The sequence below is a fragment of the Mesorhizobium sp. RCAM 05099 genome (assembly GCF_059683685.1).
In genome coordinates, this window is sequence record NZ_CM185035.1 from 5,609,341 (window position 1) to 5,631,420 (window position 22,080).

At 63.5% G+C, this 22,080-nt stretch carries 20 protein-coding genes and 1 pseudogene; 9 read left to right on the forward strand and 12 right to left on the reverse strand.

All coding sequences use genetic code 11. The features are described 5' to 3' along the window. Positions 1-31 precede the first annotated feature (31 nt). From AC56QQ_RS27660 to AC56QQ_RS27680, 5 genes are all read right to left on the reverse strand, one after another. Entirely contained in the window at positions 32-1,000 is a 969-nt protein-coding gene (locus AC56QQ_RS27660) for an ABC transporter permease (protein WP_497124135.1), read from the reverse strand. Positions 1,001-1,002: 2 nt separating this feature from the next. Further along, entirely contained in the window at positions 1,003-1,953 is a 951-nt protein-coding gene (locus tag AC56QQ_RS27665) for an ABC transporter permease (RefSeq protein ID WP_497124136.1), read from the reverse strand. Continuing rightward, entirely contained in the window at positions 1,950-2,414 is a 465-nt protein-coding gene (locus AC56QQ_RS27670) for a hypothetical protein (RefSeq protein WP_497124137.1), read from the reverse strand. Before AC56QQ_RS27670 ends, AC56QQ_RS27665 begins: the two co-directional genes overlap by 4 nt. A gap of 56 nt (positions 2,415-2,470) precedes the next feature. Next, positions 2,471-3,478, reverse strand: coding sequence for a sugar ABC transporter ATP-binding protein (locus tag AC56QQ_RS27675; protein ID WP_497124138.1), 1,008 nt, complete (start codon positions 3,476-3,478; stop codon positions 2,471-2,473). A 73-nt stretch (positions 3,479-3,551) separates the two neighbouring features. Continuing rightward, on the reverse strand, positions 3,552-4,763 hold the full coding sequence (locus AC56QQ_RS27680; protein WP_477222433.1) for a substrate-binding domain-containing protein: 1,212 nt from the start codon (positions 4,761-4,763) through the stop codon (positions 3,552-3,554). 315 nt (positions 4,764-5,078) lie between these two features. Here AC56QQ_RS27680 and AC56QQ_RS27685 point away from each other — a divergent pair, with 315 nt between their 5' ends. The 9 genes and pseudogenes from AC56QQ_RS27685 to AC56QQ_RS27725 all read left to right on the forward strand — a co-directional run bounded on the left by AC56QQ_RS27685 (position 5,079) and on the right by AC56QQ_RS27725 (position 14,297). Beyond that, the gene (locus AC56QQ_RS27685; RefSeq protein ID WP_497124139.1) at positions 5,079-5,843 is read left to right on the forward strand and encodes an electron transfer flavoprotein subunit beta/FixA family protein; all 765 of its coding nucleotides are present in this window, start codon (positions 5,079-5,081) and stop codon (positions 5,841-5,843) included. A 3-nt stretch (positions 5,844-5,846) separates the two neighbouring features. Next, positions 5,847-6,815, forward strand: a complete 969-nt coding sequence (locus tag AC56QQ_RS27690; RefSeq protein WP_497124140.1) for an electron transfer flavoprotein subunit alpha/FixB family protein — start codon at positions 5,847-5,849, stop codon at positions 6,813-6,815. A 1-nt stretch (position 6,816) separates the two neighbouring features. Further along, entirely contained in the window at positions 6,817-8,769 is a 1,953-nt protein-coding gene (locus tag AC56QQ_RS27695) for a (Fe-S)-binding protein (protein ID WP_497124141.1), read from the forward strand. After that, positions 8,766-9,761 (forward strand): NAD(P)-dependent oxidoreductase, encoded by a 996-nt coding sequence (locus AC56QQ_RS27700; RefSeq protein ID WP_497129153.1) that lies wholly within the window; start codon positions 8,766-8,768, stop codon positions 9,759-9,761. Before AC56QQ_RS27695 ends, AC56QQ_RS27700 begins: the two co-directional genes overlap by 4 nt. 2 nt (positions 9,762-9,763) lie before the next feature. Next, positions 9,764-10,558, forward strand: a complete 795-nt coding sequence (locus AC56QQ_RS27705) for an N-acyl homoserine lactonase family protein (protein WP_497124142.1) — start codon at positions 9,764-9,766, stop codon at positions 10,556-10,558. 702 nt (positions 10,559-11,260) lie between these two features. Beyond that, positions 11,261-11,575, forward strand: a complete 315-nt coding sequence (locus tag AC56QQ_RS27710) for a co-chaperone GroES (RefSeq protein WP_497124143.1) — start codon at positions 11,261-11,263, stop codon at positions 11,573-11,575. 105 nt (positions 11,576-11,680) lie between these two features. Further along, positions 11,681-13,266 (forward strand): annotated as a pseudogene (gene groL, locus AC56QQ_RS27715) (chaperonin GroEL). Between the two features lie 126 nt (positions 13,267-13,392). Next, the gene (locus AC56QQ_RS27720) at positions 13,393-13,560 is read left to right on the forward strand and encodes a hypothetical protein (RefSeq protein WP_497124144.1); all 168 of its coding nucleotides are present in this window, start codon (positions 13,393-13,395) and stop codon (positions 13,558-13,560) included. Positions 13,561-13,988: 428 nt separating this feature from the next. Further along, positions 13,989-14,297 carry a DUF982 domain-containing protein gene (locus tag AC56QQ_RS27725; RefSeq protein WP_497124145.1) on the forward strand — a complete coding sequence of 103 codons (309 nt, stop codon included), beginning with the start codon at positions 13,989-13,991 and terminating at the stop codon, positions 14,295-14,297. Between the two features lie 653 nt (positions 14,298-14,950). Here AC56QQ_RS27725 and atzF read toward each other — a convergent pair. From atzF to AC56QQ_RS27760, 7 genes are read right to left on the reverse strand one after another with little or no spacing between them, the layout of a single operon-like run. Further along, positions 14,951-16,759 carry an allophanate hydrolase gene (gene atzF, locus AC56QQ_RS27730; RefSeq protein ID WP_497124146.1) on the reverse strand — a complete coding sequence of 603 codons (1,809 nt, stop codon included), beginning with the start codon at positions 16,757-16,759 and terminating at the stop codon, positions 14,951-14,953. Then, positions 16,756-17,106, reverse strand: coding sequence for a cupin domain-containing protein (locus AC56QQ_RS27735; protein ID WP_497124147.1), 351 nt, complete (start codon positions 17,104-17,106; stop codon positions 16,756-16,758). Before AC56QQ_RS27735 ends, atzF begins: the two co-directional genes overlap by 4 nt. Continuing rightward, the gene (locus tag AC56QQ_RS27740; RefSeq protein WP_497124148.1) at positions 17,103-17,768 is read right to left on the reverse strand and encodes a cysteine hydrolase family protein; all 666 of its coding nucleotides are present in this window, start codon (positions 17,766-17,768) and stop codon (positions 17,103-17,105) included. The genes AC56QQ_RS27735 and AC56QQ_RS27740 overlap by 4 nt, the downstream gene beginning before the upstream one ends. After that, the gene (locus tag AC56QQ_RS27745; RefSeq protein WP_497124149.1) at positions 17,768-19,291 is read right to left on the reverse strand and encodes an ABC transporter ATP-binding protein; all 1,524 of its coding nucleotides are present in this window, start codon (positions 19,289-19,291) and stop codon (positions 17,768-17,770) included. Before AC56QQ_RS27745 ends, AC56QQ_RS27740 begins: the two co-directional genes overlap by 1 nt. A 10-nt stretch (positions 19,292-19,301) precedes the next feature. Continuing rightward, positions 19,302-20,003, reverse strand: coding sequence for a biuret amidohydrolase (biuH, locus tag AC56QQ_RS27750; RefSeq protein ID WP_497124150.1), 702 nt, complete (start codon positions 20,001-20,003; stop codon positions 19,302-19,304). Positions 20,004-20,017: 14 nt separating this feature from the next. Continuing rightward, the gene (locus AC56QQ_RS27755) at positions 20,018-20,944 is read right to left on the reverse strand and encodes an ABC transporter permease (RefSeq protein WP_497124151.1); all 927 of its coding nucleotides are present in this window, start codon (positions 20,942-20,944) and stop codon (positions 20,018-20,020) included. After that, positions 20,944-22,068: an ABC transporter permease gene (locus tag AC56QQ_RS27760; RefSeq protein ID WP_497124152.1), complete on the reverse strand. Its 1,125-nt coding sequence runs from the start codon at positions 22,066-22,068 to the stop codon at positions 20,944-20,946. The genes AC56QQ_RS27755 and AC56QQ_RS27760 overlap by 1 nt, the downstream gene beginning before the upstream one ends. Positions 22,069-22,080: the final 12 nt, after the last annotated feature.

Genomic DNA, 22,080 nt, shown 5'->3' on the forward strand with positions numbered 1-22,080 from the left:
TCCTCCCTTGCGGTCCAATGGCAACATCGTGTCAGACGAGCCGCGTCCGGTAAAACGCCGCCGCGCCGATGATGATGATGCCCTTGATGATGAGCTGCATCTCGATCGGAAATCCGAGCAGCAGTACGAGATTGTTGATCACCATCAGCACGGCCACGCCAAGCAGCGCCGCAAAGATGTTGCCGCGCCCCCCGGTCAGCGCGACACCGCCCATGACGGCGGCGACGATGGAGTCCAGTTCGTAGCCCTGGCCGACCCAGTTCGAAACTGTGCCGACATAACCGAGCAGGAACAGCCCGCCTATTCCCGCGCAGACCGAACAGATCACGTAGCACAGGATGATCACGCGATCGGGCGCGACGCCGTTGAGGAACGCGGCCTTGGGATTGGTTCCGACCATGAATATTTCGCGTCCGAGGCGCGAGCGATGCAGTACGATGCCGAAAGCAATCGCCAGCACCGCAAGCGTCATCAGGTTGATGGGAACGCCAAGAATGCGCCCGGAGGCCAGAAAGCCCATGCCGGGGGGCAAGGTGCTGATCGGCGCACCGCCGGTGTAGGCGAAGCGGATGCCCTGCAGGATGATCATCATCGCCAGCGTCGCCAGGAACGGACTGACGTTGCGCCTGGCCACCAGCCAACCGTTCAGCAAGCCGACAATGGCCGAGAAGACGATCGCCGCCAGGAAGATCAACGGAATGGCATCGTTGGTTGTGGCCTTGAAGGCTGTGGCGAGCACGGCGACCGTGGCCATCAGGGACGCCACGGACAGGTCCAGCCCGCGCACCAGGATCACGAATGTCTGGCCGATCACAACCATGCCAAGCGGTGCGGCGATGGTCAGCACATTGACCAGGTTGGCCGGCCGCAGGAAGGTCGGCGACGCCGCCGCAGCTACCGCCATCAGCACCACCAGGAAGATCACGAGCCCGTAGCGTTCGAAGATGGTCGCGAGCGACAGGCCTCGTGAGCGCGGCATCGGAGTATCGAGAGGCGCCATCGTTATCTCCGCCTCGAAGTGTGGATGCCGACCGCGATGATGATGATGAGACCCTGGATGACCCACTGGTAGTAGGACGAGACGTTCACGAAATTCAGAAGATTGTTGAGCATGGTGACCAGCAGCACGCCGAGGAACGTGCCAAGCACGCCGCCCCTGCCGCCGGCCAGTATGGTGCCGCCAACCACGACAGGCGTCACCGATTGAAGTGTCAGCGCAGCACCGATGCGCGGGTCGCCGACGCCAGTGCGGGCGGTGAGAAAAATCGCCGCAATGCCGGCGCACAGGCCCGACAGCGCGTAGGCAAGCACGACGATGCGGTCGACGGGCAGGCCGTTCAGCCTTGCCGCTTCCCGATCGCCGCCGACGAAATAGATGCTGCGGCCCGAACGGGTCCGCTGCAGCCAAAGGCCGGCCAGAGCGAAAATGGCGACGAGGATGATGGCGCTGACCGGAATGCCGGCGACCTTGGCATAGGCGACGTCGGCGAAGGCGCGCGGCACCGAACCGCCGGGCTCCTTGCGATACATCAGCGTACCACCGAAAATGACAGAGGACATGCCGAGCGTCACGATCAGCGAATGGACGCGCAGCACGACCGTCAGCAGCCCATTGAGCGCCCCCACAGCGGTCGCGGCCACCAGGGCAAGCGGCAGCGCCAGCCAGACCAGGTCCGGCCGCCATTCGAGGAAGTTCGCCAGGAAGACCGTCAGCGCGCTTACCAGCGAGCCGATCGCCAGGTCGATGCCGCCCATCAGCACGACGAAGGTCTGGCCAAGGCTGACCATGCCCAGCACGATAAGCTGCTGGAACAGATTGCCGATGTTGCGCCAGGTGAGGAAGCGGTCGGATAGGAAACCGCCGGCAACAGCCAGCACGACCAGAAGCACGGCGACGATCAGGTACGACATCATCAGCCGGTTGCGGCGAATATCCATGGCGATGGCGCTCATGCGATCTCCTCCGCCGTCGCCTTGTGACGCTCGATCGATCTGACCGCGAGATCCATGATTGCCTCCTCGCCGAGAGCGTCGCCTTCGACTTCGCCGACGACGCGGCCCTGGGCCATCACGAAGACCCTGTCGGACAGACCAACGATTTCGGGCAGTTCGGAACTGATCATCAAGACGCCGACGCCCGAATCCGCCAAACGCCGGACGATGCGGTAGATCTCGACCTTGGCGCCGATATCGACGCCGCGTGTCGGCTCGTCGAGGATGAGCAGCCGATTGGCGATCCTGGACCAGCGACTGAACAGCACCTTCTGCTGGTTGCCGCCAGACAGATTGCCGACCTTCACATCGGGCGAAGGTGTTGCGACCGAGAAATCGTGGATCTGGCGCTCGGCCAGCGCACGCTCCCGCGAGCGGTCGATCAGGCCATATTTCGTGATGCCCTGGAGGTCCGGCGCCATGATGTTGGCGGAAATCGGAAGGCCGAGAAAGAGACCCTCGTCCTTGCGGTTCTCGGTCAGGAAACCGAGGCCACCGGCGATGGCATCCTTCGGCGCTCTCCCGGGAACGGCTCGCCGTCGAACTCGATCACACCGCCTTCGACGGCGCGCGCGCCAAAAATGGCCTCCGCGACTTCCGTGCGCCCCGAGCCGACCATGCCGGCCACGCCGACGATCTCTCCGGCCTTCACGCTCAGACTGACGTCGCGCACGCGCGGACCGGCCCGCAGGTTGCGAACGCTGAGGATGTCCGGCCCGTCCGCCGACGCCGCGCGCCGCGCCGGATAGATCTGGCTGAGGCGGCGGCCAACCATCTTGGTGATCATCTCTTCGCGGCTGATCTCGCCCACCGGGCTCGTGCCGACGACCTGGCCGTCCTTCAGGATTGTCACCCGGTCGGCGACCTCGAAAATCTCCTCGAGCCGATGCGAGACATAGACGATGCCGACGCCCTCGTTGCGCAGCCTGCGCATGTTCTCGAACAAAAGGTCGACCTCATGGCCGGCAATGACTGCGGTCGGTTCGTCCAGGATGAGCAGCCTGACCTTGCCGACCAGCGCTTTTGCAATCTCGACCATCTGCTGGTCGGCAAGCGGCAGTTCGTCGATCCTAGCATGCGTGGGAATGCTGACCCCGAGTTGGGCGAGGATTTCCGCGGCGCGGGCGTGGCGGGCGCGATTGGAGATGAGCCCGAACCGGCCGCGAGGCTGTGCGTCGACCAGAATGTTCTCGGCCACCGAAAGTTCGGGAAAAAGCGCAAGTTCCTGATGAATGACATGGATGCCGGCGGCTCGCGCCGCCTTTGGCGATTGCCAGGAGACCCGCTTGCCGAGATAGTTGATGGCGCCGAAATTCGGCTTTACGGCCCCGCCCATGACGCGGATAAGGGTCGACTTGCCCGCGCCATTCTCACCGAGAAGGGCATGGATCTCGCCTGGCTGCACGGCGAAATCGACCTTGTCCAGGGGTTTTACGCCGGGATACTCCTTCTCGATCTGGCTGAGTTCGATAACAGAAATGGACATTATCCGACGCTCAAAACAATCAAATCACACTCGGGTGCGCGTCCTGGACGCACACCCGGTTGAGCTGGGAGGCTCACTTCGGATAGTCGGGATTGAACGTGCTGGGGTTGTATCCAGCCGGCAGTCCATTGCTTGGCGACAGGTCGCCCGGGTCACTCATGCTGACATGGTCGAGCAGATGCCGGTCGCCCTTGACGGACACCGTATCGGCGCCAGGCGACGTCACCACCTGGAAGCTGACTTCGACCTTGTCGGGAACCGAAATGCCCTTGAGCACGTCGAGCGCCGTTTCGATGCCGGTGATACCCATCGACGTCGGATAGTCGATACCGACCATCTTGATGTTGTGCTGGTTGGCCAACTGATACATCCGCGCAACGTCGCCGCCGGTGATCGGCGGAAATTCGCCGTCCTTGTAGCCGGCGTCAAGGAACGCCTCGATCGCGCCATAGCCCTGCAGCGCACTGTCGGACAGCACACCGTCGATGGCCTTGCCGTGCTTCTGGATCAGCGCGGCCATCACCGATTTGCCCGTGGCCGGGTTCCAGTCGCAATACTGCTTTTCCAGCACCTTGATGCCGGGGAACTTGGAGAACACTTCCTCGTTCGCCTTGATGCGGATTTCCGCGACGCTGGATCCGGCGATGCCCGGCAGCATGACTATGTTGCCCTTGCCGCCCAGCGTCTCGCACAGCCACTGTGCCTCGAGACGGCCCAGCGCCCAATCGGATGCGGTGACGTAGGTGATGTAGTTTGCCGGCGTCTTCACCTTGCGATCGACCATGACGACGGGAATGCCCTGTTCCGTGGCGCGGCCGACGACGGAATCGAGCGCGTCCTCGGTAGAGGCCGCAATGAGGAGAATATCGACGCCCTGGCTGATCAGATCCTGGATGTCGGCAATCTGCTTGGAGGGATCGTCGTTGGCGTCGGTGACGAGAAGATGGGCAATCTCGTCGCGATGCTGGCCGGCCGACCAGAGCACGCCATGCTGGAAGGCGACGCGCCAGGCATTGGAAATCGACGCATTGGAAAAGCCGATCGTATAAGGACCCGCCTTCTTCCACTTCGACGTGTCGACCATGCTGTTGGCATTAGGGTTCCACATCCAGGTGCGTGGCGCACCATAGTAGCCGGGCTTGGTTTCGGCTTCAGCCGCGGCGGCCGGGGTGGCCTGTGCAAGCTGGAGCCCCGGCACGGCGGCTATCGCCGCGGCGGCGGCCGGCATACCCCTGATGAAGCTTTTGCGTGATATCTTGTGGTCTAGGATGCTCTTTATTGACATTGGTTCCTCCTCCTGAACGTTCGACAGAGCGCCTGAAATTCTCCTCGGAAACTCTCACACGCGGGACAGTATAAACAAAGAATAGATGTTTATATCCCGGGAAAATCGCACGGCTATCTTCCTGATACCCTCCAATTCAGGAAAATTCGATTGATCGCGATTTGACGCAAATTAGCAGTCGATTACCCACGATCGTCAATCTGCCGTCTTGTAATAGCTGCTATTACCCTTTTCGCCATTGGGGGCGGCGAAGAATACGACTTATCTAGCGGCCGGTGCCGGGCGCTTGAGGTGCGTTCCGTCGGAGGAGAGGCCGTGAATATTCTTGTTGTCTTGCGCATGATCCCGGATTCCGCGGGCGAGCTACAGCTCGCTGAGGACGGGCGCAGCATCGATCGGGAGTGGCTCGATTTCCAGCTCAACGATTTCGACGATCATGCTCTTGAGGAAGCAATCCTGCTCAAGGAAGCCAGCGGTGCGAAGGTGACAGCGGTGGCCGTTGGCGAAGGCGCCAACCGTGTCCTGCAGATGGCTGCCGCGCGCGGTGCCGACGAAGTCGTGGCGCTTCAATCCGAGGAGGACGCTATGATCTCCTCACGCGAGATCGCGGCGTCCATCGCTGCGATGGCGCGGGCGAAGTCGGCCGACCTTGTGCTGTGCGGCGTTCAATCCACCGAAGATGTCTTCGGCCAGCTCGCGCCTTATGTCGGTGCATTGCTCGACTGGCCGCACGTTTCAGGAACCGCCCGTATCGTTGCGAACGGCAGCGTGCTTCGCGTCACGCAGGAGCGCGGCGCGGGTGTCGCCGTCACCTATGAGTTGGCCACGCCGGCGGTGCTGGGCGTGCAGACGGCGTCGAAGGCGCCGCGCTACGTTTCCGGCAGCAAACTTCGCGAGGCGTCCAAGACGCCGGTCGGCCGCGCCACTCCAGAATCGTCAGGCTTCGAGCGTTCCGCCGAGATCATCACATTGCGTCTGCCCATCCAGGGCGGCTCTGGCGAAAACCTGGGCGGCAATGCCGAGACAGTAGCGGATCGTCTTGTCACCATCCTGGCAGCCAAAGGCCTGGCAAGGAACTAAGTCATGAAATTGATTGCCTGTACGGAAAGCCACTCCAGCAAGATCGAAGCCTTCTCGCTCGAAATGATCGCTGCGGCACGCTCTGCCGCCAGGGCCGGCGACGAGGTCGTCGCCTTTTTCGCCGGCCGGGATGCGCAAGCGGCGTCTGCTTCGTTCGGCGCGGCCGACCGGCTGATCGCGGCCTGCGCGGCAACATCGGATCTCATTCCGGCCGAGGCCTATGCACGAGTTCTGCGCGACGTCATCGCCGCCGAGAGCCCAAGCCTCGTGCTGGTGCCCTATTCGGCGAACGGTCTGGATGTGGCCGCCGACATCGCGGCAAGAACCGGCTGGCCGCTCATCTCCTATGTCAATGAAGTCAAGCGGGACGGCGAAAGCCTGACGGTCGTCGCGCAGATGTATGGCGGCAAGATCCTCGCTGAATGCGTAGTGCAGATGCCGGCGATCCTGATGATCAATCCGGGCGCCTTTGCGGAGGCGGCATCTGGCCCGATCGATACAGCGTGGGTGCGCACGATCGATGTCGAACCCGTGCTCTCCGGCAGCAAGGTGAAGATGGTGGCCATCGACGTGCCCGACTATGCCGACGTCGATCTGACGACGGCCGAGAGGATCGTGTGCGTGGGCCGAGGCATCGGCGACGAAGCCAGCATCGACCTAGCGCGCGATCTGGCGACGATGCTGGGGGCGGAGATCGCCGGCAGCCGTCCGGTCGTCGACAATGGCTGGCTGCCAAAGCTGCGCCAGGTCGGCAAATCCGGGCAGAAGGTCAAGCCGAAGCTTTATCTAGCGCTCGGCGTGTCGGGCGCGCCCGAACATCTCGAAGGCATGTCGCAGGCCGATCTCATCATTGCCGTCAACACCGATCCGAAGGCGCCCATTTTCAATGTCGCGCACTATGGCGCGACCTGTGACCTGTTCGATCTCGTCGCCAATCTGAGCGACAGGCTGCGGGCCGGCTCTGGCCGCTGAGATGGCATCGACCCTGCCACTCTGGATTCTGGTCATGGCGGCACTGTTCCTGACGGGCTGGCGCGCGCGACACTACGCCTTTGCTCTCGCCAAGGCGCCAGCCGCCGGCCGCTTCGACCAGCCGATACTACGTCTCGAAGGCGTCATGGTCGCCATCGGCCTGCATCGGAAAATGCTTCGCAAGCCACTTTCCGGCGTGCTGCACGCCATCATCTTCGTGTCGTTCTTCGTGCTGTTCACCGCCACCATCGATGCCTTCGGCTCGCGGTTGTTCCCGGGGTTTTCGCTCGCACCCATTGGCGGCGAGACTTGGATCGCCTCGTTGCAAGATATCTTTTCGGTGCTGATGCTGGTTGGCGTCGGACTTGCCCTCTATCAGCGCTACGTGCTGAGGCCTGCCCGCTTCGACGGCTCGAGCGGCAGTGATGCGGCAATCATCTATGTGCTGATCGTCCTGATCGTGGCGTCCCTGCTGCTTGAGGCGGCGGCGCGCATAACCGGTGGTGCCGATGGCTCGTGGCGGCCGGTCGCCTCAGCGCTGGCAGGTCTGCTCGATCGTGCCGGCGTAGCAGCGCCTGCCGCTGAAGAGGTCTTTTACTGGATTCACGTCGGCGCCATTCTGGCGTTCCTTGTCTATATCCCCGGGTCGAAGCACCGGCACATGTTTCTTGCCGCGCCCAACATCTACTTCCGCGACCTCGAACCGCGTGGCCTGGCGCCCGCGGTCCCGGAAGCGCGCGAGACTCCAGGCATCGACAGCCTGGCGCAGTTCGACTGGAAACAGCAGCTCGACCTTCTGTCCTGCACCGAATGCGGCCGGTGCCAGGCGGTCTGTCCAGCCTATGCGGCGGGCCTGCCGCTCAGTCCGAAGACGCTGATCACCGACATGCGCGACGCCCTTGCCGCGCCGACCGCTCTCTCACTGGTCGGCGGTGTGATCTCGCAGGAAACACTGTGGGCCTGCACCACGTGCCGTGCCTGCATGGAGGCTTGCCCGGTCGAGATCGAGCATCTGCCGAAGATCATCGACATGCGCCGTCACCTGGTCGACGAAGGCCGTGTCAGCCCCAGTCTCCAGGAGGCGCTATCCAACCTGACCCGTCTCGGCAACTCCATGGGCAAGCCTTCCAAGATGCGGGCGCGCTGGACCAGGGAGCTCGGCTTTCCGGTCAAGGACGCGCGCGAGGAACCCGTCGACGTTCTGTGGTTCGTCGGAGACTACGCGTCCTATGATCCGCGCGTTCAGGAAATCACCCGCAAGGTTGCCGAACTGCTGACAGCAGCCGGTGTCGATTTCGGCATTCTTTTCGATGCCGAGCGCAACAGCGGCAACGATGTGCGGCGAGCCGGGGAAGAGGGTCTGTTCGAGACGCTCGCCCAGTCCAACATCGATGAGATCAATGCGTGTCGCTTCAACCGGATCATGACCACGGATCCGCATAGCCTGAATGCGCTGAAGAACGACTATCGGCATTTCGGCGCGGCGTTCGAGGTGCTGCACTATACGGCGCTGCTGGCGGAACTCATCGCGGCGGGAAAACTCGACCTGCATGTCGCCGACGGCGCCAGGGTCACCTATCATGATCCCTGTTATCTTGGGCGCTACAATGGCGGCTTCGATGCGCCGCGCGCATTGATCCGCGCCGCCGGCTACACGCTTCATGACATGCCGCGCTGTCGCGAGAATTCCTTCTGCTGCGGCGCCGGCGGCGGGCGCATCTGGCAAGGCGACGACGGCGTGACCGAGCGGCCGAGCGAGAACCGCATCCGTGAAGCACTGAGCCTGGGCGACGTCGCGTATTTCGTCGTCGCCTGCCCGAAGGACAAGGTGATGTACACCGCCGCGATCGATGCGCTCGGCGTGGCCGAGACATTGAAGGTCATGGACATAGCAGAACTCCTCGTGCCGCGCACAAGCGGGACGCTCGAAATGCCCACAGTGGAAACGACCTGACGGAATACGATCGAAGAGATCGAGACCAAGCACCATGGGCTAAGGCCCCGAATGAGGAGAGAGCGATCATGTCGACCCTGAAAATCGGCTTTGTTGGCATCGGAAAAATGGGAACGCCGATGGCGACCCGTCTCATCAAGGCCGGCTACGAAGTGACCGTCTACGACGTCGACAGCAAAGCCGTTGCGGAGTTGGCCAATGCGGGCGCGAAAGCCGCCGCCGGCGCCCGCGATGTTGCCGACAATGCGGAGATCGTCTTTGCCAGCCTGCCCAGCCCGCTGATCCTGGAAAAGGTGGTGCTCGGCGAAGGCGGCATCGCCGAGGGCAAGGCGGTTCGCATCTTCATCGACATCTCGACGACGGGCCCGCGGACGGCCGCCAAGGTTGCCGAAGGCCTTTCAGCCAAGAACATCGCCATGATCGACGCGCCCGTCAGCGGAGGATTGAAGGGGGCGCGCAACGGCACGCTCGCCGTCATGGTGTCTGGGCCGAAGGCTGCCTTCGAAACGGCAAGGCCGGTGATCGAGAATTTCGGCCGGATATTCTTCATGGGCGAGGTTCAGGGCTCCGCCCAGACCATGAAGCTTGCCAACAATCTGCTTGCGGCGGCGGCACTTGCGATCTCCTCCGAAGCGGTCGTGATGGGCGTCAAGGCAGGCCTCGATCCCAAGGTGATGATTGACGTCATCAACGCCTCGAGCGGCCGCAACAGCGCGACTGAAGACAAGTTCCCGAAATCCGTCCTGCCGCGCACCTTCGATTTCGGTTTCGCGACAGGCCTGTCCTTCAAGGATGTCCGGCTGTGCGTGGACGAGGCGGAGGCGATGGGCGTGCCGATGGTGGTGGGCAGTGCCGTGCGCCAGCTGCTCAGCGTGACGAACCAACTCTACGGGCCTGAATCCGATTTTACCTGTATGGTCAAGACGGTCGAGACATGGGCGCATGTGGAAGTCGGCTCGGCCCAGACCCCAGATGTCGCCAAAGCGAGCTGATCATGGGTGAGTCCGAACGTTATGAAATCCATGCCGTTCGCTACGGCCATTTCGAACGCCGCTCGGGTGAGAATTTCCTCGGCGGCGATACGCATGATGTTCCCATGCCACTTGACTACTTCGTCTGGGCGATCGTCGGCGAGAAGCGCACTTTCATCGTCGACACCGGCTTCGACAAGTCGACCGGCGACAAACGCGGGCGCAGTGTCGTCAGACCCGTCGATGCCGGCCTGGCGGCAATCGGCATCAACCACGCCGACGTCAGCGACGTCATCATCTCCCACATGCATTACGACCACTGCGGAAACCATCACTTGTTCCCGAACGCGACCTTTCATCTGCAGGATGCGGAGATGGAGTTCGCGACCGGCCGCTGCATGTGCCACCATGCGATGCGTCATCCCTTCGAGGCCGAAGACGTCACCACCATGGTGCGGCGGCTGTATGCGGGGAAGGTCTGCTTTCATGACCCAGAGTCGCAGATCGCGCCCGGCATAACGCTCCACAAGGTTGGTGGCCACTCGCGTGGATTGCAGGTCGTGCGGGTGGAAACCGACAATGGCGCGGTCGTGATCGCGTCTGACGCAGCCCATTTCTACGCCAACATGGAAAGCGAAAAGCCCTTTCCCGTCTTCGACCGGCTGAGCGATGTGGTCTTCGGGGTCGAGCGTATGAAACAACTCGCCAGTTCGCCTGCTCACATTGTTCCTGGACATGACCCGCTAGTGCTGAAGCGCTTCGCGCGCACCCGTCAGGATGTCGAGGACATTGTTGCGTTAAACCGACCCCAAGGCTGACGCGTTGCCGTTGGCAAGAGGTCTCTGCGGCACATCCTACAGATTTTTGGAACAACCAAGAGATCTCGTATGAACAAGTTTCACACTTGTCCGTGCATTGAACAATCGACGTCCGCTTTTGGAGGATGGCGCGGATCAGCGGAACGGCTGCAATGAGGCGGTGGGTTCAATAGGTCGTTGCAACACCTTCTGAAGCCTATCGGCCGGCGTTTCGAAGGCCAGGATGAAAGGATGGCACGCTTTTCCTGAAGGTCGAGCATGGCGTCGTCCAGCACGTCGGTGGGGCGCTTGAAGTGCTTGGCCGGCGCAAGCAGGCGATCGAGCGAAAGGTCGCATGTTCTTGGAACAAGAGAGGGATGATCGGCGAGAGCGTCTGTCGGTTCATCGATGGCCTCCGTCTGCGAAGAACTCCTCGATTGCGCTCAGGTTCCAGTTGCACAAAAGCAGCCCCAACCTCGAGTTGGATCGCTTGAGAAATTCAAGCGGGAAAATTGCGCACTCCAACAAAATAGCTGCATGATAACAGTCGGTTGGCACTCCTGATGCGTGAGTGCCAGAATTTTTGTGCCAACCTCTTGAAACCAAAAAAGCGCAAAACTAGCTCGATATGTACGCGCGATGCCTGACCACGGGTCGCAGCGTTCCGCACCGGTTTGGTGCGGAGAAACCTCAAAAATCTGTTTGTCCAAAGAGGAGAACGACATGGCGTTCCGTCCATTGCATGACCGTATCCTGGTCCGCCGCATCGAAGCCGAGGAAAAGACCTCTGGCGGCATCATCATTCCCGACACCGCCAAGGAGAAGCCACAGGAGGGCGAAGTACTCGCCGTCGGTCCCGGCGCGCGAGACGACAGCGGCAAGCTGACCGAACTCGACGTGAGGGTCGGCGACCGCATCCTGTTCGGCAAATGGTCCGGCACCGAAATCCGGCTCGACGGCCAGGATCTGCTCGTCATGAAGGAAAGCGACGTGATGGGCGTGATCGAGCAGGGCGTGCAAGTGAAGAAGGCCGCCTGACGGCTTCTTCGAAATCCAACCAGTCAACGAATGCTGCCTAGATATTGAAGGAGTGACTCAATGGCTGCCAAAGAGGTGAAATTCCATACCGAAGCGCGCGAGAAGATGCTGCGCGGCGTCAACATCCTCGCCGACGCGGTGAAGGTGACGCTCGGCCCTAAGGGCCGCAACGTTGTCATCGACAAGTCGTTCGGGGCCCCGCGCATCACCAAGGACGGCGTCACCGTCGCCAAGGAAATCGAACTCGAGGACAAGTTCGAGAACATGGGCGCGCAGATGGTCCGCGAAGTTGCCTCCAAGACCAGCGATCTGGCCGGCGACGGCACCACGACTGCAACGGTGCTGGCCCAGGCGATCGTCAAGGAAGGTGCGAAAGCCGTCGCCTCGGGGATGAACCCCATGGACCTCAAGCGCGGCATCGACAAGGCGGTCGACGCTGTCGTCGCCGAGCTCAAAGCCAATGCCCGCAAGGTGACGAGGAACGACGAGATCGCCCAGGTCGGTACCATCTCGGCGAATGGCGACGCCGAGATCGGCCGCTTTCTCGCTGAGGCGATGGAAAAGGTCGGCAATGAGGGCGTCATTACGGTCGAGGAAGCCAAGACCGCCGAGACCGAGCTTGAAGTGGTCGAAGGCATGCAGTTCGACCGCGGCTATCTCAGCCCGTATTTCATCACCAATCAGGACAAGATGCGCGTTGAGCTGGAAGAGCCCTATGTGCTGATCCACGAGAAGAAGCTGTCCAACCTGCAGGCGCTGCTTCCGGTGCTCGAGGCCGTGGTGCAGTCTTCCAAGCCGCTGCTGATCATCGCCGAGGATGTCGAGGGCGAGGCGCTGGCCACGCTGGTCGTCAACAAGCTGCGCGGCGGCCTCAAGGTCGCCGCCGTCAAGGCGCCCGGCTTCGGGGATCGACGGAAGGCCATGCTGGAGGACATTGCCATTCTCACCGGCGGCACCGCGATCTCGGAAGATCTCGGCATCAAGCTGGAGAATGTCACGCTCAACATGCTGGGCCGCGCCAAGAAAGTGGTGATCGAGAAGGAGAACACAACCATCGTCGACGGCGTCGGCCGCAAGGAAGAGATCCAGGGCCGCGTTGCGCAGATCAAGGCGCAGATCGAGGAGACCACGTCGGACTATGACCGCGAAAAGCTGCAGGAGCGCTTGGCCAAGCTCGCCGGCGGCGTCGCGGTGATCCGGGTCGGCGGCTCGACCGAAGTCGAGGTCAAGGAGCGCAAGGACCGTGTCGACGATGCCATGCATGCGACGCGCGCTGCGGTCGAGGAAGGCGTCTTGCCGGTGGCGGCGTGGCACTTCTGCGTGCGGCCAGGGCACTGGACAGCGTGCAGGCCGAGAATGAGGATCAGAAGCACGGTGTTGAGATCGTGCGCCGCGCGATCGAGGCGCCCGTGCGCCAGATTGCCGAAAACGCCGGCGCGGAAGGCTCGATCATCGTCGGCAAGCTGCGCGAGAAGCCGGAGTTCGGCTGGGGCTGGAACGCACAGACCAATGCGTTCGGCGACCTTTACAACGAGGGCGTCATCGATCCGGTGAAGGTGGTGCGGACCGCGCTACAGGATGCGGCATCGGTTGCCGGCCTGCTGGTGACCACCGAGGCGATGGTGGCCGAGAAGCCAAAGAAGGAACCGGCGGTTCCGGCCATGCCTGCCGGCGCCGGCATGGACTTCTGAGTTCTCGACCATTCCTCCCGCTCCCCTCGGTGGGAGCGGGCGCAATTGAAAGAAAGTGAGGCAAACATGGATGCAAAGGCGGGCTTCCGGACCTTGCCGGCGCCGACACATGAGGCAAAGGAGTTCATGGCATATGAAAGCGAATGCCGAAGCGTGCTGATGCCGCTGCTGACCGAACTGCTCGAGGGGGCCGTAACCGCCGGCTGGAACCGGCGGACCGCCGCATCGACGCTGATGTTCCTTGCCGCACAACAGGTGTCGGCGACCTCAGCGGCGTCCGCCGGCGGCGAATGAACGCCCTGGCGGGCCTTTGCAGGTCCTCCGAAAAGAGAATTGGCGCACCTGAGGTGGAGACATGATCGCGGGCCGTTTGCGTGAATGCTTGAAGATTTTGAGATGGGAGGCGGGCGACTTGGCCGACGAACTTGGCCGTCCGCGAGCCGAGATCGCTGCGTGGCTCGACGGCCGCAGTCCGCCGCCGCTTGCCGTTGCCGCCTGGCTCGAAGCACTGGTGAAGGCGCACAGGGTGCTGCCAGCGCCGGGTCGAGGCGTTCCGACCCTGCAGGCGAGCGGGCTCGAGCCGGACGCGATCGGCATCACCTACCCTGTGGCTCAGTTATCAGTGCAACGAATCCACTCCCATTCACCCTATCCGCGGCGGGCCGCGCTCTCCGATGCGCGGTCCGCTCCAAGTCCCGCACAATCGAGAGGAGGCACAACCCATGAATCACAGGCAGTTTGAAGAGCCGGTAATCCTGCTGGTCGGATTGGGTTGTCCGGCGAGGATTAAAAATGTGATGGAGGCGTACGTTCTGCTGCAGGATTGGCCCATCGCCAGCCGTGACGGCGCCCATGCCGCCGCGCTCAACGCCTGCAAAGCCGGCATCGCCGGCGAGATCGACCCGGAAACTGTCCGCGCAACCCTGGTTGCCTTCGCCCGCCGCCACGATATCCTCGTTCCGGACATGATTTCGCTGGCGCCCGCGGCCTTGGCCCGCGGGACCCTACGACGAGCAGGCCTTCAAGGATGACGCGGCTCATCTTCTCTATGACGAGGCACGCGTGCTGGGCGGCGACAAGCCGGCGGACGCCCGGGCGTTTTCGCAGCGTCTGGCGGCTGATCGCACGCGGCATCTCGAAGGGCTGAGCGCCCTGCAGCAAGAAACCAAATTGATGCTTGGAAATTGGTCTTCTGATGGAGATATCGGACGAGGTTGCGGAATGTATCGGCATAGCGTGGAGGATTTGTGTGAGTGGGCCAGTGCACGGGGCATAAAAATCTATCACCGTTCAAAGACGGTATGGATTGCGGCAGGGCGCTATCGAGGCCGCAACTGTGCCGCCGAGAGGCACGCTTGTTCCGCAATGCGCGCGGCGCGCAAGCAGTCGTCGTGTGAGTTACACTGCGCAAGGCGCAGCAATCTGGCGTAGTCGGCTCCCGAGAGTTGATCCGCTCCGTAGGCCCGAAGCGTGGGAAACGCTTCCAAAAGACTTGAAGCTGCAAGAGAAGCCTTCTTTACTTCGTCAGCCCGTGCGTCGAGCGCCGACGCAAGGTCGAAGCTCCACGTGCACGCCCTCGCGGGCGGCACGAGAGCGCCGTCCAAAGTAACCACTGCCCGATCCGGAAAGATCTGGATCGGTGAGCAAGCAGATTGAACCGGCAGCGGCCCATTTCTGCTGTCTGTCACTCAGCCATATCGTTCCCGCGTCCGAGAAAGTTCCGCCAGCCGCCGAATGAGGAGATGTCGGAGGCACCCGAGAGACCGGCAGTTTCTACCAGGAAACCCTTAGCCCAGGTGCCGCCGTCAAGTTCGATGGTGCCGATGCCGAGTGGCGCCGGGATGGCAGCGACGAAACGCCCGAACGCCTCCGGCTCTAGGCGCCATACCTCGACGTCGATCGGCATACCGCCGTCGGCGACGCGGATCAGGCCGGGCTTGGGCACGGACTGACCGGCCAGCGCATAAAGCCTGTAGGCGGGAGACGTTCTGGCCGCGCGCGAAAACCGCGCGCCGAGCTGGCTCAATTGGCCGTTGAGCGGCATGCCCGAAAGATGCGCCCCGACAACCACCAGGTCGATCATCTCGTCCGGCGCGCGCTCACCGGGGGGCGGGCAGCCTGCCCACGCCCAGCCGGTCGCGCCAAGCGGAAGGCCGCTCGCCGCATGGATATCGCGGGCAAGTGCCGCTGTGAGCCAGTCCCTGCCCGTTCCGGCCAGCAAGGTCACGCTCATCGGCAGCCCGTCGTCGCGCTTGCCGGTCGGTACGGCGATGCCGCACATGTCGAGCAGGTTGACGAAATTGGTGTAGATGCCGAGCCGGCTGTTGGTGGTGATCGGGTCGGCGAGCACCGCATGAAGGGCATAATGCGTCGGTGCCGTCGGCACACAGAACAGGTCGACCGAGGCGATGAGCGGCGCGAGCTTGGCCTTGTAGGCCTGGAGCGCATAAAGGCCTTTGAAGGCGTCGGCCGCCGACAGGCTTCGCGCCCCGCCGATGATCTTTCGCGTTACCGGATGCATCGCGGCTTCGTTGGCATCCATGAAGTCGCGGATCGCCGCATAGCGTTCGGCCACCCAGGCGCCTTCATAGAGCAGATTGGCGGTGGCGTAGAAATCGCCGAAGGGGATTTCGACCAGCCGGCAGCCGAGCTTTTCCAGAAGGCCAAGAGCCGCCGTGAAGCCCGCCTGCATCGAGGCATCGCCGAAGAATTGCAGGTCCGCCTTCGCCGGCACGCCGACGCTCAGCACCGGTGGGCGTGCGGCAAGGGCGGGCACCTTGATCGCGCGCGAATAGGCGTCGGCGGCATCCTTGGCGGCCGCGACAGCGAACACCGCATAGGCGTCATCGACAGTGAGTGCGAACACCGAGACGCAGTCGAGCGTGCGGCAGGCCGGCACCACGCCAGCGGCCGAGAGTGCGCCAACCGTCGGTTTCAGCCCGACAATGTTGTTGAGGCCGGCGGGGATGCGACCGGAGCCGGCCGTGTCGGTGCCGAGCGCGAAGGAGACGATGCCGCGCGCCGTCGCCACCGCCGACCCGGAAGAGGAGCCGCCCGGCACCAGACTGGCATCGACGGCGTTCCTCGGGATCGGATACGGCGTGCGCACGCCGACCAGTCCGGTCGCGAATTGGTCGAGATTGGTCTTGCCGACCACCAGCGCGCCAGCGGCCTTCAGCCGCGCCACCACGGTGGCGTCCTTGTCGGGCACATAGGCATATTCGGCGCAGGCAGCGGTCGTCGGCAGGCCGGCGACGTCGATGTTGTCCTTCACCGCGAACGGCACGCCCCATAGCGGCTTGCCCACCGGATCGAACGGTCCGAGCTCCCGCGCCTGTGCCTGCATCTCCGCCTTGCCGGCGAGATGAATGAAGATGCCGGGATCGTCAGCCGCTGTGATGCGGGCATGCACGGCATCGATCATGTCCGCGACAGTGACACCGTCGGCATAGGCCGCATGCAGACTGCCAATGTCGAAGCGAATCTCGCTCATTTGGCCTCCCCTAGAATGATCACCGGCAAGTCCCACTGGATCAGCACGACGCAGCCGTCTTTCGTCCAAACCGAATGCTCGGTCCCCACCGGGTTCAGGATGACGCTGCCTGGGGGATAGTCGCCATTCTCATCGCTCTGCGTGCCCTCGAGCACGACGATGGTTTCCAGCCCGACATGGCGATGGCGCGGCACGCCGGCGCCAGGCCGGTAGTCGAGGATCGCCACCGACGGCTCGACCGGCCCGCCCTTGAGCAGCCAGTGCACCGTGATGTCCTCGCGAAAAGGCTCGAATGGCAAATCGCGCCAGCCGCCACCGACGAGGCCGGCAAAGCTCAGATTAGTCATTCGCAAAGTCCCTGCAGCACCTGGTCGGTCGTCGCCGTCCAGCCGACAATAGCGCCCTGGGCGCGGATCATGGCGATGGCCGCCGCCTTGAACTCCGGAAAATAGCTTTCCGTGGCGTCCTCGGCCAGCAGGCACTCATAGCCGCGATCATTGGCCTCGCGCATCGTGGTCTGCACGCAGACCTCGGTGGTGACGCCGGCGAAAACCAGCTGCTGCGCGCCGAGCCGCTTCAACTCATCGCCGAAGCTGGTCGCATAAAAGGCCCCCTTGCCGGGCTTCTCGATGACGATCTCGCCGGGCAGCGGCTTGAGTTCGTCGAGGATTGCCGTACCCGGCTCGCCGACGATCAGCACCCGGCCCATCGGGCCGACATCGCCAATGCGGATCGACGGATTGCCGCGGTTGCGCTTGGCCGGTGGCAGGTCGGAAAGGTCGGCTTTGTGGCATTCCATGGTGTGGATCACCGGCAGGCCGGCGGCACGGAACCCTTCGATCAATTTCTTCACCGTCGGCACGATGGCCGTGACCCGGCTGACATCGTTGCCGAGGCTGGCGCCGAAGCCGCCCGGCTCGGCGAAGTCGCGCTGCATGTCGATGACGACCAGCGCCATCGTGTCGGGCTTGAAGGCAAAGGCGAATGGCTGTGCATCGATTTCGGCCATCAGTGATGCCCCGCCATATGCTCGCCGATGGTCTGCACGCTCGCCCCGGCGATCGGCGTCTCGTAGACCAGTGCGCCGTCCGACATGACGAAGATGCGGTCGGAAAGCTCCAGCAGCTCGTCGAGGTCCTCCGACATCAACAGCACGGCGGCACCCGCATTGCGCGCCTTCATGATGCGGGCGCGGATTTCGGCCACCGCCGAGAAGTCGAGGCCGAAGCAGGGATTGGAGACGATCAGCAGGTCGACCTCGCCGGTCAGTTCGCGCGCCAGCACGGCGCGCTGCACATTGCCGCCAGACAGCGAGGCGATGGGCGACGACAGCGACGCGGTCTTGACCTTGAACTGCTCGACCAGTTTCGCGCTGAAGGCCCTGATGGCGCCGGTACTGATCCAGCTGACCGGCTTGCCGTTGCCGTCCACGTCGAAGGTGCGGAAGGAAATATTCTCGGCGACGGTCATTTTTGGCGCGCAGGCATTCTTCAGCGGCTCTTCCGGGATGAGGCGGACATTGAGCGCGCGGGCCTCGGCGCGCGTCGCCGCATAGGTCGCGCCGCGCACCAGCACCTCGCCCGCGTCGCGCGGACGCTGGCCGGCCAGCACCTCAAGAAATTCCTTCTGGCCGTTGCCGGAAATGCCGGCGATGCCGACGATCTCGCCGGACTTCACATCGAGTTCGCCGATATTGATGGTTTTCAGGCCGGTTCGGTCGGGAGCCTTTAGCGCCTTCACCGTCAGAATCTGTCTGGCGTCGATCGGCACCGGCGCACGGGAGTCGAGCGCGGTGATCGGCTGGTCGCCGATCATCATCGCCGCCATCGCCTTGTGGTCGAGGTCGGCGACACGGCCGGTTCCGGTCAGCTTGCCCTTGCGCAGCACGCTGACATCGTCGGCGAAGGCTGTCACTTCATGGAATTTGTGCGAGATCATCAGCACGGTGAGGTCACCGGCCTTGGTCATGTCGCGCACCAGTCCCAGCACCTCCTGCGCCTCGCCGGGCGTCAACACCGAGGTCGGCTCGTCCAGCACCAGGAAGGAGCGGCCGAGATAGAGCTGTTTGATGATTTCGAGCTTCTGCTTCTCGCCGGCGGCGAGCTCCGCCACCTTGACGTCGAGCGGCAGCTTGAACGGCATGCGCTCCATGAACAAGGCGAGATCGCCACGCTCCTTGCGCCAGTCGATGATGCCGGGAACCTTTTCACGAGAGATGACGAGGTTTTCCGCCCCCGTCAGCGACGGCACGAGTGTAAAATGCTGGTAGACCATGCCGAGCCCAAGCGCCGAGGCGTCGCGCGGACTGCCGATCGCCACCTCGCGGCCATCGACCAGCATGTCGCCTGATGTCGGGTGATAAAAACCCATCATGCATTTCACCAGCGTCGACTTGCCGGCACCGTTCTCGCCGAGCAGCGCGTGGAACGAGCCCGCCGGCACCTTCACCGAGACGGCGTCCAGCGCCGTGAAGGCGCCGAAGCGCATGGTCATGCCGATGGTTTCGACGCCGACCGCTTTCCTGTCACTCATCGCGGCCTCCTCACGGCAGTTGCGCGACGAGCGCCTTCGAGTTCGACACCGCGCCGAAGACGCCGCCCTGCATCTTGATCATTTTGATCGCGGCCAGATGGTTGCCGAAGTCGGTCGCCCCGCAGCAATCCTCCAGCATCACGCATTCGAAGCCGCGGTCATTGGCTTCGCGCATCGTGGTGTGCACGCACACATCGGTGGTAATACCGGTGAGCACTATGTTTTCGATGCCGCGCTGGTTGAGGATCAGCTCCAGGTCGGTGGCGCAGAACGAGCCCTTGCCGGGCTTGTCGATGATCGGCTCGCCCTCGATGGGATAGAGATCCGGGATGATGTCCCAGCCCGGTTCGCCGCGCACCAGGATGCGCCCGCAAGGACCCGGGTCGCCGATGCCGGCATGGATGCGGCGCGAGCGCCAGCGCTTGTTGGCCGGCAGGTCGGCGAGGTCGGGCCGGTGGCCCTCGCGCGTGTGGATGACGGTGTAGCCCTTGGCCCGCATGGCCGAGAGCACCGATTTGATCGGCTCGATCGGCGCCCGCACCAGCGACAGATCGTAGCCCATATGGTCGACATAGCCGCCCGGCCCGCAGAAATCGGTCTGCATGTCGATGATGATCAGCGCCGTGTTGTCCGGCCTCAGGTCGCCATTATAGGGCCATGGATAGGGATCGGCGTCGATGTAGCGCTGGGTGATCTCGGCTCTGGCGTTCATGGCAAAAACTCCAGTTACTTGGTGATCGACAATTCGCCCGGCGCGCCGGCAAGCGAGCGTGTCGGCGACGAGGTGGCGATCATGATGATGAGGGTGAGGATGTAGGGCGCGGCGTAGAACAGATAATAGCCTTGCGTGACGCCGACCGATTGCAGCGCCGGCCCGAGCGCCCCTGCCCCGCCGAACAGCAGCGCGGCGGCAAAGCAGCCGAGCGGATTCCAGCGCGCGAAGATGACCAGCGCCACCGCCATCAGGCCCTGGCCCGACGAGATGCGCTCGGTCCAGCTGCCGGGATAGTAGAGCGACAGATAGGCGCCACCGATGCCGGCCAGCGCGCCGCCGACACCGGTGGCGGCAAGCCGCACCGTATCGGGGTTGAGGCCCATGGCCCGTGCCGCGTCCGAACTGTCGCCGACGACGCGCACGATGAGCCCGGCGCGCGTGTTGCGGAAAGCCCACCACAGCACGACCGCCAACACCGCCCCGATCAGGAACAGCACATTGACGTCGAGTGCTGCCTGCACCTGCGGGATATCGGACCAGCCGCCGAAGGGAATGGCCGGCAAGTTTGGCGCCTTCGGCTGGATGAAAGGCTTGCCGAAGAAGAAGGCGAGGCCCGAGCCGAACAGCATCAGCGCGATGCCGATGGCGATGTCGTTCACCCTCGGGAATTTGCAGATCCAGCCGTGGAACAGGCCGAAGCACAGGCCGGCCACGGCGGCCGCCAGAAGGCCGAGCCATGGCGAGTTGGTCATCACCGCGACCGCGTAGGCGGTCATGGCGCCGAAGACGAGCGTGCCTTCGAGCCCCAGATTGATGCGGCCCGAACGCTCGGTGATCGCTTCGCCCAGCGAGACGAAGATGAACGGCGTCGACACGCGGATGGCGCCGCCGAGGATGGCGAGCGGCACGCCCCAGAGGCCGATCTCGGTCGCGTCCATCAGGCGGTTCTCCTCCACAGGTCGGGATTGAAGGCCTTGAAGCGGCCGTAGAAAGTTTCGCTGAACAGGATGACGATGAACAGCATGCCTTGCAGCACCAGCACCGTGGCGTCTGGCAGGTCCAGGCGGCGCTGGATCAACCCGCCAGAGGCGTCGATGCCGCCGAGCAGGATGGCGACCGGGATGATGGCCAGCGGGTTGTGGCGGGCCAAGAAGGCGACGAGGATGCCGGTATAGCCATAGCCGGCGGCGAGCGAAGCGTTGGCGCTGCCCTGGACGGCGGCGACCTCGAGCATGCCGGCAAGCCCGGCAAAACCACCGGCCAGCGCGGTGAAGCCGACGATGAGCGGTCCGACGGCCAGCCCCTGCACCTGCGCCGCCCGCACATTGCCGCCGGCGATGCGCGCGGCGAAACCCCAGCGGGTCTTTTCAATGAGCACCCAGGAGAGGATGCAGGCGACCACGCCGACCACCAGCCCCCAATGCACATCCATGCCCGGTATGTTGCCAATGCGGTAGATGTCCGCCAGCGGCTGTGTCGACGGCTTGTTGAGCGAGGCTGGATCGCGCAGCGGCCCTTCCACCAGCTGGTTCATCAGCGCGATGGCGATGTAGGCCATCAGCAGGCTGGAGATGGTTTCGTTGACGGCCCGGTAGTGGCGCAGCGCGCCGACGGCACCGATCCAGATGCCGCCGGCGGCCATGCCCGCCACGCCCATGGCAAGAATGACTATTGGGGAAGGCGCGCCGCTGAGCGCCACGCCAATGGCAGCGGCGGCGACGCCGCCGAGCACGATGGCGCCCTCGCCGCCGATGACGACGAGGCCGAGCCGAGCCGGCAGCGCCACGCACAGCGCCGCCAAAAGCAGAGGTGCGGCCCGCGACAGCGAGTTCTGGATGGAGAACCAGGAGCCGAAGCCACCCCGCCACATGGTCTCGTAGATCAGGATCGGCGACTTGCCGACAAGCGCAATGAATAGGCTGAATAGCACCATGCCGACGATCAGCGCCGCGAGCGGAATGACGAACGCCTCTGCCCGCCGCGCGATCCATTCCAGTGCCGCTGGATAGAACCTGGCACTGAAGAGTGTCGGCGCACCGGCTCCTGTCACCGTATCCGTCATCGCCCCGCTCCC